This window comes from Streptomyces sp. DvalAA-43, assembly GCF_900091725.1.
Taxonomy (GTDB): Bacteria; Actinomycetota; Actinomycetes; order Streptomycetales; family Streptomycetaceae; genus Streptomyces; species Streptomyces pulveraceus.
Genome location: NZ_FMBW01000074.1, coordinates 176,395 through 189,588 on the forward strand (window position 1 = coordinate 176,395; position 13,194 = coordinate 189,588).

General features: G+C 70.5%; 7 protein-coding genes and 1 pseudogene. 5 read left to right on the forward strand and 3 right to left on the reverse strand.

Annotated elements, in window-relative coordinates:
- Positions 1-42: 42 nt before the first annotated feature.
- Positions 43-484, forward strand: a pseudogene (locus tag GA0115234_RS31995) (transposase); the annotation flags it as partial.
- 88 nt (positions 485-572) lie between these two features.
- On the opposite strand, the gene GA0115234_RS32000 reads toward GA0115234_RS31995, so the two are convergent.
- Both GA0115234_RS32000 and GA0115234_RS32005 read right to left on the reverse strand, forming a co-directional pair.
- Positions 573-962 carry a hypothetical protein gene (locus GA0115234_RS32000; RefSeq protein ID WP_093548786.1) on the reverse strand — a complete coding sequence of 130 codons (390 nt, stop codon included), beginning with the start codon at positions 960-962 and terminating at the stop codon, positions 573-575.
- Between the two features lie 105 nt (positions 963-1,067).
- Positions 1,068-5,528 carry an RICIN domain-containing protein gene (locus tag GA0115234_RS32005; protein WP_093548689.1) on the reverse strand — a complete coding sequence of 1,487 codons (4,461 nt, stop codon included), beginning with the start codon at positions 5,526-5,528 and terminating at the stop codon, positions 1,068-1,070.
- Between the two features lie 774 nt (positions 5,529-6,302).
- Here GA0115234_RS32005 and GA0115234_RS32010 point away from each other — a divergent pair.
- The 4 genes from GA0115234_RS32010 (at position 6,303) to GA0115234_RS32025 (ending at position 12,029) form a co-directional block, all read left to right on the forward strand.
- Entirely contained in the window at positions 6,303-8,873 is a 2,571-nt protein-coding gene (locus GA0115234_RS32010; protein ID WP_370804627.1) for an alpha/beta fold hydrolase, read from the forward strand.
- The gene (locus tag GA0115234_RS32015) at positions 8,870-9,748 is read left to right on the forward strand and encodes an ABC transporter permease (RefSeq protein WP_093548693.1); all 879 of its coding nucleotides are present in this window, start codon (positions 8,870-8,872) and stop codon (positions 9,746-9,748) included. Before GA0115234_RS32010 ends, GA0115234_RS32015 begins: the two co-directional genes overlap by 4 nt.
- Positions 9,749-9,880: 132 nt before the next feature.
- Positions 9,881-11,479 carry a vWA domain-containing protein gene (locus tag GA0115234_RS32020; RefSeq protein WP_093548695.1) on the forward strand — a complete coding sequence of 533 codons (1,599 nt, stop codon included), beginning with the start codon at positions 9,881-9,883 and terminating at the stop codon, positions 11,477-11,479.
- Positions 11,480-11,561: 82 nt separating this feature from the next.
- On the forward strand, positions 11,562-12,029 hold the full coding sequence (locus tag GA0115234_RS32025; RefSeq protein WP_370804628.1) for an anthrone oxygenase family protein: 468 nt from the start codon (positions 11,562-11,564) through the stop codon (positions 12,027-12,029).
- A 74-nt stretch (positions 12,030-12,103) separates the two neighbouring features.
- Here GA0115234_RS32025 and rhaS read toward each other — a convergent pair whose 3' ends face one another.
- A complete protein-coding gene (gene rhaS / locus GA0115234_RS32030; RefSeq protein ID WP_093548697.1) occupies positions 12,104-13,171 on the reverse strand; it encodes a rhamnose ABC transporter substrate-binding protein in 1,068 nt (355 codons plus the stop codon).
- Positions 13,172-13,194: the final 23 nt, after the last annotated feature.

The window sequence follows — 13,194 nt, forward strand, 5'->3', positions numbered from 1 at the left end:
ACCGCCCCGCTGGGCCTGCCCGAGGCATCAGGCCACCAGCGTGTCCGCAAGGAAAGGCCGCACCCCGGGGCTCAGTTGCGCTTCACCGACGCCGACGGGCTACGGCTCACCGCGTTCGCCACCAACACCACCAGCTACCCCGGTCGCCGCACTCGAACTCCGCCACCGGCAGCGGGACCGAGCCGAGGCGCCCGTGCCACCGGCCTGCGCGACCTGCTCCTGCACGACACCGCGCAGAACCAGATCTGGCGGGAGACTGTCCAGATCGCCCTGGAACTGCTGACCTGGATGGCGATCCTCGCTCCGACCCGGTGAAACCTGCAGGTGGGAGCCCCGGCGTCCTCGGTCCCGCCTCTTCTCCGCCGCGGCCCGGGTCGTTACGGCCGCCCGCCGTCGGCACCTGAGATTCACAGACCACCGGCCCCGGACCGACGTCGTCGCGACCGCGACTGAGCGCCTCGATGCCTTCCCGAAATCTGGCTGACCAGCAAATTCACCAGTCCTGCCGATGCTGCCCTCGTGCGCTGCGGTGACCACTGCGAGACCGGCCAGTCTCTCCCCCCCTGCGTAGATCAGCCTTCAATACGGATCAGGTAAGGACTCATGTCGTCATTGGCATCTCCAGCCTGAAAGCCCGCGGATCCGAGAATTGCGATCAACGTCGCGTACATGTGCTCGGTCACGAAGCTGAAATACCGGAATGCCGACGACTGGGTCTCGCCCTTCAGCGCACTTTCCGCTGCAGTGTCATTGAGGGATGAACTGGTCGACCACTGGACGAAGACTCCTCCCCTGGAGTCGTCTGCCGGGTCCACCCAGACCAGCACGCCCAGCGAATCGGACGCCTGGTTGACGTCCTGATGCACGGTAAACCCGGCCTTCGTCAATGCTTCGGCCGTTTTGTCGGCCAGATCGTTCCGTTCGGCGATCTCTGTCTCGCTCGCCTTTTTGATTTCGAACATCACTACCTGCTGTCATGTCGTCATGAGGCCAGGAAAGGGGGTGGGTGACCCGCCAGGTGACCCACCCCCTCGCATCTTACGAGGCTAGCCGGTTGATACCAGGAGCTAGGGGCGCCCTTGTTCCTGGATCAGGCGCGCCAGAACCTTCTCGAACGACCGGTTGATCGGTCCGATCGATCCCCACTGCACGGACCACGTGATCTCTGTGCCCTCCTTGAGGAGGTTCTCCAGATTGGGTCCGCACACGGGGCACGGTTGCCGCTCGGTATAGAGCGCGTTGATCTGTTTCGGCGAGACATCCTTCGCGGCCAGCTGAGCGAGGATGTCGTCCTCCGAGTGGAACCCGCCCCCCTTACTGAAACCGATGACGAGGTCACCGGTCTTTGGGTCATTCCAGCCCGGCACCCTCGCGACGGCCACATTTCTGTTACCGAAGACGCCGAAACCCGACTCGATTCTGGCCCGATAGGCCATGTTGGAGAGTTCGGTGCTGTTGTACGCGATCAGCCCGACGCAGGAATACTCGGGAACCGGGCTCCCGATGGTGCCCATCGGCGCGACAGTCGCGACGCGCGACTTCGGTGCGACGGAGGCGACCCGCGACACCTTTCGGCAGGCGGCGTAGAACTTCTCCGCCATCTTCCCGGCGATTCCGGCCATAGCGGCGTCAGAAAGCCTGAGGGCACTCAGCGCCTTCCACGCGTCGATGAATCCGATTCCGGTCCTGGCGGCACCGTCCATCGCCCGGACGGCGTCCGCGATAGGGCGGATGATCTTGCCGGCGAACAGCGTCGCCACGTCCACCACGGCCCAGGCGCAACCGCCCCAGCTTCCGTTCTCACCACCGGGGGTGAGTTTCTGGGCGCACCGGATCCAGCTGCCGAAGAGGATGTCGACGGGGTCGATGCCTGCCTGGTACTCCCCGATCGTGATGGTGTGCGTGACCTCGTTGTACAGCGTTTCCGTCTTGTACTCGCCCAGGTACAGGGTGTCCGCGGAGGGGCACGTGTTCGCCCATACCTCAGTGGTGCACATGTACAGGTCGAGGTCGGCCTTGTATCCGATCTTCTGGGTCATCGTGCAGTCGCCGTCATAGGCGAGCTGGTCCCACCAGCCGTCGCAGCCCTCGGTCTTCTTCAGGACCTGCGGTTCGCCGACCTGCTCGATGTGGTCGACGACGTAGAACACGCCACCGATGGGCCCGCCGGCCCCGTCAGGAACCGTCCCGGTCTCGATCTGCCCGGTGTTCCCCCTGTTCTCGGCCTGTTTCGCGGCTTCCTGGGCGGATTCGGCGTAGGCCTGGGCGTCCTTGGCGGCTTCCTCCGCTGCTGTCGCGGCGGTGTCGGCCCGCTCGGCGGCGGCTCTGGCCTGGCTGGCGGACTCCTTCGCCTGCGTGGCGGCCGCGCGGGCGGCGACCGCGTCGAGGGCGGCCGCGTCGGCGGAGTTGCGGGCGGCTTCGGCGTAGCCTTCGGCACGGCCTGCGGCCTTGTCGGCGGCCACTGCGTCGGCGGTGGCCTGGGCCTGGTAGCCGATGGTGCGGGCCAGCGACTGCTGCGCCTTCGCCGCTGCGGTCGCCGCTGCGGCCGCGTAGGTCAGTGCCTCCTTGGAGTAGCCGCGGGCGTCCGCGGCGTGCTTGGCGGCGTTCGCCGCGTGCTGGTAGGCGACCTTGGCGTCGCCCTGTGCCTGGTCGGCGATGGTCTGAGCGGCAGCCGCTTCCTCGGCCGCGTTGGTGGCATGGGCGGCCGCGACGGCCTTCTGCTGCTCGGCGATGGTCTTCGCCGCCTGGCCGGACAGGACTACCAGAGAGGCTGCCGAGTCCCTGGTGACGTACGGCGAGCCGAGCTGGATCGCGTCGTTCGCGGGAGCTGCGACCTGCGCGGCCGAGTTCCCGGCGTCCACCGCCGCCTGCGCGGTGACATAGGCGAACCCCGCCGCCTTCGCCGCGGCGACGGTGGCCTTGTTGGCCTCGGCCTGCGCCGCGTCCGCCTCGGTCTTGGCCGTCTTCGCCTGCGCCTCGGCTTCGTTGGCTGCCTTGACCGACAACGCGGCCTCGGCCGAGGCGTGCTCGGAAGCGTCGATGGCGTCGGCGGCGGCGCTGGTCGCGGTGCGTACCGCGGCGTCCGCTTGCAGCTTCGCCGCCTGCGCGTCCTCTGCGGCTGCCCGGGAGCGCTTGGCTGCGGCCTCCGCGCGGGTCGCTGCCGCGTCCGCGTCCGCTGCCGCCTGGGTGGCAGCGGCGGCCGCGGTTCGGGCCCGGCCGGCCGCTGTCTCGGCGTCGTCCGCGTGCCGGTCGGCCTCATTGGCTGCCGCCCGCGCGGCATCCGCCGCATCCCCCGCTTCCAGAGATTCGGCGTAGGCCTCCTTGGCGTCGGCCTTGGCGCGTGCCGCGTCCGCCTTCTGTTCGGCATCCCACGCGTCGTCGCGCAGTTCCCCTGCACGATCCCGGGCGGTCTCGGCGTCCTTCCTCCGGGCCACCGCCGTGGCCTCCGACGTCTCGGCCCTGCCCTTGGCGGTCTGGGCGTTGACCGCTTCGGTCTCTGCGGTCTGCCGGTGCAGGGCGGCCTCCGACTTCTTGAGGTCGGCGGTCTCCTTCTCCTTCTTCGCCGTGGCCTCTTCGGCCTCGGCTTTCAGCCGCTTGGCATGCGCCTCGGCCGCCGCCGCCTTCGCGTCCGCCTCCGCGCCCAGGGACTCGGTGAGCTTGGTCTCGGCCAGCTCCTTGTCCTTCTTGGCGTTGTCACGGTGCAGCTTGGCCGCGTCCGCGGCTGCCTTGGCCTGCAGTTCGGCCCGGTAGGCCGCCTCCTTGCGGAACTCAGCCTTGGACTGCGCGGTCTGCGCCAGCGCCCGCTGGGCGATCGTGGCGCTGTCAGCCGCCGCCGCCCTGGTGGCCGCCTCGGCGGTCTCGCCGGCCTTCAGCAGCGCCGCGACCGCGGCCGCCGCGCCCTGCGTGACCTGTGCCTTCTGCTGGCCTACCAGCAGACCGCGGCCCCGCGGCGCCCCGTTGGCGTCCGCGATCGCGTACGCCGCCTGCTCGGCGGTGGTACTGGCGGTCTGGGCGATCTTCGCGGCCGTCGCCTGGCGCTTGAGCTCGGCCAGCTCGAACTTCGCTCCCGCACGCGCGGCGCCCAGTCGCTGCGTCGCCGTGGTGAACTGTGACGACGGCGGAACGCTGCCGTTGTGCTCGGAGACCTTGAACAGCACCTTCTGCGTGGCAGCGGTGCCGCAGACGGCCGCGAGCGCGTCCTGTCCGGCGGTGTACGTGGGGAAGTTAAGGCACTTGTTCGCCCCCAGGTTCTCCAGGGTGGTGCCGGCCCGGATGCTGAACTTCCACGCCTGCATGGGCGTGCCGTTGCAGGTCCAGATCTGGATCTTCGTCTGGTCGGTGGCAACGTCGAGGCATTTCTGCGAGTTCACGTTCTGCAGGCTGTAGCCCTCGCCGTAGTCCCCGTTGATCCTCCACTGCTGGGCGGCCGCCGTGGAGCAGGTGACGACCTCGACGGCCGTGCCGTTCGCGGTGCCGGAACCCTGCACGCCCAGGCACTTGCCGGTCGCGCCCGGGATCTCGACGGCCATCGGGGAGGTGCCGGTCCAGCCGATACCGCCCGAGGACCAGTAGTCCTGCCAGCGGGTGATGTGGTCGGCGACCCACGAGTAGCCGAGCATCTTGCCCATCGACTCGGAGGCCACGGCCAGTGCCTGGACGGCGTTCTTGTTCGCGGCCAGGATGTCGTTGCGCTTGGTGGCCTGCGAGCTGATCTCCTGCTGCCATTCCGCCGCGGCGGTCGCGGAGACCTCGCCCAGGACTTTCCCCGGGTCGATGGGATCACGCCACGCACAGGCGGCGAAGCGGGACTTGAGGTCCTCGACCGCGATTCGGTGCTCGGCGGTACCCGGCACCGGCGCCTTGTTCGGGAAGCCGCCCGAGCTCAGGAAGAGGCGGGCGTTGTCCGCGCCGGTCGGCTCCAGGCTCCCGTTCGTCAGGTGCTTGTAGGCGTCCCGCAGGGACGGGTCGGAGGTGCTGCCGTACAGCGGCTGTCCCAGAGCCTTGACCGCCTCGACGGTCTGCTTGTCGGCCGGCGGAGTCGCGTCCTCGTAGAAGTCGCTGTCGTTCTTCCAGAACTGGTCGGCGATCCACCCCGTGAGGCCGGTCTGGGAATAGAAGTCCTCACCGTCGTCTCCGCTGGTCCCGGGCGGCCATTCGAAGTCGGCGGAAGAACCAAAGCCGCCCGGCGTCTCAAGCCCGGTTATCTTCCAGCTGTTGTGGAGCGCGTCGAGCCGGTCCAGCTCAGCAAGCGCGGCATCCCGGTCCGACTGGTACGCGGTGGCGAGCGGCGTGTCTTCCCAGTAGTCCCGGTCTGCCAGCTCTCGCAGCCGCTCCGGACTCTGATTGAGCCCGTCCTTCGCGCTGGTGGCCATGGCCGGTCCGCCCAGCCGCAGTACGTCGCTCATCAGGCACTGGTCCTGCCGCAACAGCTCGGCGGGGGTGTCCTCGTACCAGTCGTAGTCGCTGGCCAACTCGGTCGGCGGTGCCGTGTACCCATCGCTCACACCCGCCCCGGCCAGTAGGGCCATGGCAAGCAACGGCGGGAGCAGACGACCGGTCAAGCGGGTGTGTCGAAGCAGGGGTCTGGAAGACCCCGAGGGTCTGGAACGCAATGGAAGGCCACTTCTCTGATCAGGGAGCCGACCGAAGGATGCGGCGCGGCCGGCATGACTCAGCGGCCTTGCGCCCTCAAACCTGACGGCCACTCAAGAGGTGGGTCCGAACATGGAACAAGAGTTCGGGTGTGGGGCAGGATGGTACCCAGACGGCGGCAGACTTGGGTAGAGAGCGATCTTTCCCGGCAGGAGAGTTGAGAAGCTGTTGTCTTCTGGGTGTGGTCGCCGAGTTTCCGCTGGTCGGGGCCTCCCGGCCGACCAGCAGGGGCACGGTCTGACCACAGAGCCCGGATGGCTCAGGCGTGGAGAGTGCTCACCTGCTGGCGGCTACGGACCGTGGCCCCTCTCACGGCTCGATGAATCCCGCCAGGAGTGAAGTCGCCCTTCCTGTCGCGTAGATGACGCACCTTTTTCTCCCTGCTGCGGAGGTGCTGGATGTCGCCGGTGATGAGGTTGCTCGATGAACAGGAGGTCGCTGCCCCGGGGCCGTCGCATACCGCGCATGGAGTAAGGGGGACGGCTGCCGTACACCATAGGGAGGCCGGAGACCTCCCCCTGGCGGCGAGCGGTGCGGAACGGTGGTCCGTCTAGGGTCGGAGCATGGAGATCCCCGATGCGAGTACGCCCCGGTGGCGGCGGCTGCCCCGCAGACGTGGCCGGTGGGCCGCGGGCCTCGCGGCGCTCGCCGTGCTGGCCGGTGCGGGCGCCTGGAACGCCGCGGCCGACGACGGCGGGCCCGCCGTGCACCGCCAGGACCGGATGATGAGGACGGACGGGGTGTCCCTCGACACCTCGTACTTCACCGCCGGGGGCACCGGGCGCCGGCCCGCCGTGCTGATCGCGCACGGCTTCGGCGGCAGCAAGGACGATGTGCGGGCGCAGGCCGAGCAACTGGCCCGTTCCGGATACGCCGTGCTGACCTGGTCCGCCCGCGGGTTCGGGAAGTCGGGCGGCGACATCGCGCTCAACGACCCCGACCGTGAGATCGAGGACGTGTCCCGGCTGATCGACTGGCTGGCGGACCGGCCCGAGGTGCGGCTCGACGCGAAGGGCGACCCCCGTGTCGGGATCACCGGGGCCTCCTACGGCGGAGCCGCCGCGCTCCTCGCCGCCGGGTACGACAAGCGCGTCGACGCCATCGCCCCGCGGATCACGTACTGGAACCTCGCCGACGCGCTCTTCCCCGACGGGGTCTTCAAGAAGCTCTGGGCCGGAATCTTCGTCACCACCGGCGGCGGCTGCCAGAAGTTCGAGAAGCGGCTCTGCGCGATGTACGAACGGGTCGCCGTCAGCGGAAAGCCGGACGCCGCCGCGCGGGCGCTGCTGACCGAACGCTCGCCGAGCGCCGTCGCCGACCGCATCGAGGTGCCCGCGCTCATCGTGCAGGGACAGTCCGACTCCCTCTTCCCGCTCGGCCAGGCCGACGCCATGGCCAGGGCCATCAGCGGCAACGGCGCACCGGTCGCCGTCGACTGGACCGCCGGCGGGCACGACGGCGGCGACCTGGAGACCGACCGGGTCCAGCACCGGATCGGCGACTGGTTCGACCGGTACCTCAAGGACGACAAGAACGCCGACACCGGACCCGCCTTCCGCGTCACCCGCACCGGAGGCGTCGACTCCACCGACGGGGCCGCCCTCACCCGCGGGGCGAGCAGCGATACGTACCCGGGGCTGAGCAGCGGCGCGCGGAGCATCGAGCTGGGCCGCCGCACGGAAACGTTCCGCAACCCCGCAGGGGCGGGCCCGCCCGCCATCTCCGCCGTTCCCGGAGTCGGCGGCGGACTCGCGCGGCTCTCGTCCCTCGGTGTCGGGCTCTCGGTCGACTTCCCCGGGCAGTACGCCCGCTTCGAGTCGGCCCCGCTGGACAAGCCGCTGAGCGTCACCGGCTCGCCGACCGTCGAGGTCGACGTCAAGGCCGGGCGCGGCGACGCGGTCCTGTTCGGCAAGGTGTACGACGTGTCGCCGGACGGCAAGCAGCAGGTGCTGCCCTCCCAGCTGGTCGACCCCTTCCGGATCACCCCGGCCCAGCAGGGCAGGCCGGTCCTGCTGACCCTCCCCGCCATCGACCACCGGTTCGACGCGGGCCACCGGCTCCGCCTCGTCCTCTCCGCCACCGACCTCGGCTACGCCTCACCGGCCGAGCCGACGACGTACACCGTGACCCCCACCGGCCCGCTGGCCGTACCCACCGCCCCCGGCCTGAGGACCGCGGCCACCGCCCTGCCCTGGTGGATCTGGGGCCTCCCGGCCGCCGCCGCGGTGATCGCCGCCCTGCTGCTGCTCACCGCCCGCCGCCGCACCGCGACACCCGCACCCGATCCGGCACTCGCCGACGTACCCCTCCAGATCACCGGCCTGTCGAAGAAGTACGCCGGGGCCGGCGACCGGTACGCCGTGAAGGAGCTGTCCTTCCGGGTCGAGAAGGGGCAGGTCCTCGGCCTCCTCGGGCCCAACGGCGCGGGCAAGACCACGACGCTGCGCATGCTCATGGGCCTGATCACCCCCGACGACGGCGGGATCCGGGTCTTCGGGCACGCCATCCGGCCCGGCGCGCCCGTGCTGTCCCGGGTCGGCTCCTTCGTCGAGGGCGCCGGCTTCCTGCCGCACCTGTCCGGCCGCGCCAACCTGGAGCTGTACTGGCAGGCCACCGGGCGCCCCGCCGAGGACGCGCACCTGGAGGAGGCCCTGGAGATCGCCGGGCTCGGCGACGCCCTGGCCCGCGCCGTCCGCACCTACTCGCAGGGCATGCGGCAGCGGCTCGCCATCGCCCAGGCCATGCTCGGCCTGCCGGACCTGCTCATCCTCGACGAACCGACCAACGGCCTCGACCCGCCCCAGATCCGCGAGATGCGTGACGTGATGATCCGTTACGCGGCCGGAGGCCGGACCGTCATCGTCTCCAGCCATCTGCTCTCCGAGGTCGAACAGTCCTGCACCCACCTCGTGGTCATGGACCGGGGCCGGCTCGTCCAGGCGGGCCCGGTCGCCGAGATCACCGGCTCCGGCGACATGCTGCTCGTCACCACCGCCCGGGAGGTCGCCGAACCGCTGGTGGAGAAGATCGCCGCACTGGCCGGGATCGGCTCGGCGGTCCGCACCGGCGACGGGCGCGGACTGCTGGTCCGGCTCGACGGCGCCACCCCGTCCGGACTGATCGCCGAACTGGTCAGGCTGGACGTGCCGTTGACCGGTGTCGGACCGCACCGCCGCCTGGAGGACGCGTTCCTCACCCTGATCTCCGGAGGCTCCGCATGAGTGCCGCAGTCGATCTCACCGGGAGCGCCGAAGCCTCCGGCTACCGGGCCCGGCGCACCCTGCCGCTGCGCGTGGAGGCGGTGCGCCAGCTGCGCAGACGCCGCACCCTGCTCATGGGCGGGGTGCTGGGCGTGCTGCCGTTCGTCCTGATCGCCGCCTTCGCGATCGGCGGCACCCCGGGTTCGCGGGGCGGTGGCAGCGACCGGATCACGCTGATGGACACGGCGACCGCGTCCGCCGCGAATTTCGCCGCGACCTGCCTGTTCGTCTCCGCCGGGTTCCTGCTGGTGGTCCCGGTCGCGCTGTTCTGCGGGGACACCGTCGCCTCCGAGGCGAGCTGGTCGTCGCTGCGCTATCTGCTGGCGGCGCCCGTGCCACGGGCCAGGCTGCTGTGGAGCAAGCTCGTCGTGGCGCTCGGCTTCAGCCTGGCCGCGATGGTCCTGCTGCCCCTGGTCGCGCTGGGCGCGGGAGCCGTCGCGTACGGCTGGGGGCCGCTCGAACTGCCCACCGGGGGAGCGCTCGCCGCCTCGGTGGCCGTGCCCCGCCTCGCGCTCGTCGTCGCGTTCGTCTTCGTGTCCCAGCTCGTCACCGCCGGGCTGGCGTTCTGGCTCTCCACGAAGACCGACGCCCCGCTGGGCGCGGTCGGCGGCGCGGTCGGACTGACCATCGTCGGCAATGTGCTGGACGCCGTCACCGCGCTCGGCTCCTGGCGCGAATTCCTGCCCGCGCACTGGCAGTTCGCCTGGGCGGACGCGCTTCAGCCCGGCATCGAGTGGGGTGGCATGGCCAAGGGGGCGGCGATCTCGGTGAGCTATGCGCTGATCCTGTTCGCCTTCGCCTTCCGGGGGTTCAGTCGTAAGGACATCGTGTCCTGAGCTTGACGTTCCGCCGGATTCCCCGCCCCCGTTGCCGCATCGAGACCATTCCGCAACGACTTCGTCCGCTCCCCGGCGCCGCCGCGCACGTCACATTCACAAGTGCTGACACGACGACACCGGGGGCTGACGATGGAACGCCGGACAGGCAAGTACACGAAGAAGTACGTGCGGACGTGGCAGGGGGCACTCGGGGTGCTGCTGGCGGGCGGGGTACTGCTCACCGGCTGCTCCGGGACGTCCACCGGCAACAAGTCGACCGCCGACCGCCGGGGCGGAGCGCTTCCCGCACCCGGCCCCGCCGCCCCGGGCGGTGCCGCCGACCGCGACGGCGCGGAGAAGCCGGACGGGCTGCGGGAGTCCGCGCCGCCCGACTACCTCTCCACCTTCGCCCTGGACGTCGACACCGCCTCGTACGGCTACGCCCGCCGCACCCTCGCCGACGGCGGCCTGCCGGAGCCGTCCACCGTGCGGCCCGAGGAGTTCGTCAACAGCTTCCGCCAGGGCTACCGGCGCCCGGACGGCAACGGTTTCACCGTGAACGTCGACGGGGCCCGCGCCGGGGACAAGGGCGACGACTGGTCGCTGGTGCGGGTGGGGCTGGCCACCCGGGCCGCCCCCGCCCGTGACGAACGCCCGCCCGCCGCGCTCACCTTCGTCGTCGACATCTCCGGCTCGATGGCCGAGGAGGGCCGCCTCGACCTGGTGAAGAAGTCCCTGGACCTCCTCACCGACGAACTCCGCGACGACGACTCGGTCTCCCTGGTCACCTTCAGCGACGAGGCGGAGACCCTGCTGCCGATGACCCGGCTGCGCGACCACCGCGGCCGGATCCGCGACCGGGTCGACGCCATGGAACCCACCGACTCCACCAACGTCGAAGCCGGCGTCCGCCGAGGGTACGAGGAGGCGGTCGACGGCCACGTCGAGGGCGCCAACAACCGGGTCGTGCTGCTCTCCGACGCCCTCGCCAACACCGGCGAGACCGACGCCGACGCCATCCTGGAGCGCATCGGCTCCGCCCGCCGCGACCACGGCATCACCCTCTTCGGGGTCGGCGTCGGCAGCGACTACGGCGACGCGCTGATGGAACGGCTCACCGACAAGGGCGACGGCCACACCACGTACATCGCCGACGAGGAGCAGGCCCGCAAGGTCTTCGTCGACCAGCTGCCCGCCCACCTCGAACTGACGGCGCGCGACGCCAAGGCCCAGGTCGCCTTCGACCGGAAGACCGTCGAACAGTTCAGGCTTGTCGGGTACGAGGACCGCAAGGTCGCCGACGAGGACTTCCGCGACGACCGCGTGGACGGCGGCGAGGTCGGCCCCGGCCACACGGTGACCGCGCTCTACGCCGTACGCCTGCGGCCGGGTGCCTCGGGCCACGTGGCGACCGCCACCGTGCGCTGGCTGGACCCCCGGACCAGGGCCCCGCACGAGCAGCGGGGCACCGTCGGGACCGGCGCGATCGACGGCCCGCTGTGGGACGGTGGCAGCAAGCGCCTCCAAGTGACCGCCGTCGCCGCCTACTTCGCCGAGGCGCTGCGCGGCGAACGGCTGCCGGACGCGCCCGGACTCGGTGAACTCGCCTCGCGGGCCCGGAAACTGGCGTCCGCGACCGAGGACGACTCGGTGCGGAAGCTGGCGGCCATGATCGGACAGGCCGAGCGGCTCAAGGGCGGCTCGGGAGACGGCGGTTCCGGGGAAGCGCCGGAGGGCGAACTGGACTGACCGGGGGAGCGGGGCAGGGAGGGCCGGACGGTCCACGGCTTCCTGCGGAAGTCGGATGTGCCGCCCGTCCGCCGAGGACATGATGGCCACCATGTCCTCCTCCCTGTTCCTGGCGCTCGCCGTGCTCACGACGGGCCTCTACGCCGGATTCATGCTGACGTTCCTGACAGCGGTCATGCCGGGCATCGCGGCGCTGCCCGACGAACGGTTCACGGCTGCCATGCGCCGCTTCAACGAGAAGGTGCCGGGTCCGGCCTTCCTGGTCCTCTTCCTCGGGGTGATCGCCTTCCCGGCCGTCGTGGCCCTCGGCGGCGACGGCGGCTCGGACCGGGTGCTCGCCGTCGTGGCGCTGGTCTGCGCGGTGGCCGGCCACCTGATCACGATCGCCGGCAACATCCCGCTCAACAAGGCGCTCGCGGAGTCCGAGGGCGGCGACGACAGCGCGGCCCGCGCGGCCTTCGAGGCCCCCTGGAACCGGCTCCACCGGGTCCGGACCCTCCTGTCCCTCACCGCGTTCGCCCTGCTGGCCGTGGTCGGGGCGGATTTCTAGGAACGGCCCCGGGGCCGTTCCGGCGGGCCGGTTCTTTCCGTTCAGAAGTCCCTCCGTCCAGGAGTTCCCTTCTCTCAGAAGTCGAACGTGTCGATGTTGCCCCGGTCGAACACGGTCGGCTTGCCGAGGACGACCTCACCGTCCTTGCCGACCGTGTACGCACCGAGCCGGCCCGCCTCGAACGTCTCCCCCTCCGCACCCCTGATCCGCCCCGACGCCAGCGCGGCGGCGGCGTACGCGCCGAGGTAGCCCAGATCCTCCGGGTTCCACAGCGAGAACTGCCCGACGGTGCCGTCCTTGACGTACTTGCGCATCTGGTTCGGCGTACCCAGGCCGTTCAGCACGACCTTGCCCTTGTACGAGGAGTCGCTCAGATAGCGGGCGGCGGCGGCGATGCCGACGGTGGTGGGCGAGATGATGCCCTTGAGGTCCGGGTACGCCTGCAACAGGCCCTGCGTCTGCTGGAACGACTTCTGGTCCGCGTCGTCCCCGTACGCCACCTTCACCAGCTTCATGTCCTTGTACCTGGGCAGCTTCAACTCGTCCCGCATGAAGCCGATCCAGGTGTTCTGGTTGGTGGCGTTCTGGGTGGCCGAGAGGATCGCGATCTTCCCCCGGTAGCCGATCTGCTCACCGAGGTGGCGGACCAGACCGCGGCCGATCTCCTCGGAGCCCGCCTGGTTGATGAAGAGCTGCCGGCAGTCCTTGGCGGTGTCGGAGTCGTACGCGACGACCTTGATGTTCTTCCGCATGGCCTGCTTCAGCGGGCCGCACACCGCGTTGGGGTCGTTGGCCGCCACCAGGATCGCGTCCTGGCGCTGCTGGATCAATGTGTTGATGTAGCTGACCTGCGAGGAGGCACCGGCGTCGGACGGACCGACCTCCTTGCCCGTACCGCCGAACTCCCGGGCGGCCGCGATGCCAGCGTCGTCCACGATCTTCTCGTACGGATTGTTGATCTGCTTGGGCAGGAAGGCGAGCTTCAGGTCCTTCCTCAGCGGCGCGTCCGGATCGGCCTTCGCCGTCGTCCCGGTCTTCGCGGAGCCCCGGTCCGTGCTGTCCTTGGTGGTGCCGGAGCAGGCGCTCAGGGCGAGGGCGAGCGACACGGCGGTGGCGGCGGTCGCGACGGTGCGGAGCATCATGGCGGTGAGGTGCCTTTCGACAG

Excerpts from the sequence above, each read along its gene's own strand:
- GA0115234_RS32000 (WP_093548786.1), bottom strand. The coding sequence starts at position 962 with ATGTTCGAAATCAAAAAGGCGAGCGAGACAGAGATCGCCGAACGGAAC.
- GA0115234_RS32005 (WP_093548689.1), bottom strand. The coding sequence starts at position 5,528 with ATGGCCCTACTGGCCGGGGCGGGTGTGAGCGATGGGTACACGGCACCG.
- GA0115234_RS32015 (WP_093548693.1), top strand. The coding sequence starts at position 8,870 with ATGAGTGCCGCAGTCGATCTCACCGGGAGCGCCGAAGCCTCCGGCTAC.
- GA0115234_RS32020 (WP_093548695.1), top strand. The coding sequence starts at position 9,881 with ATGGAACGCCGGACAGGCAAGTACACGAAGAAGTACGTGCGGACGTGG.
- GA0115234_RS32025 (WP_370804628.1), top strand. The coding sequence starts at position 11,562 with ATGGCCACCATGTCCTCCTCCCTGTTCCTGGCGCTCGCCGTGCTCACG.
- rhaS (WP_093548697.1), bottom strand. The coding sequence starts at position 13,171 with ATGATGCTCCGCACCGTCGCGACCGCCGCCACCGCCGTGTCGCTCGCC.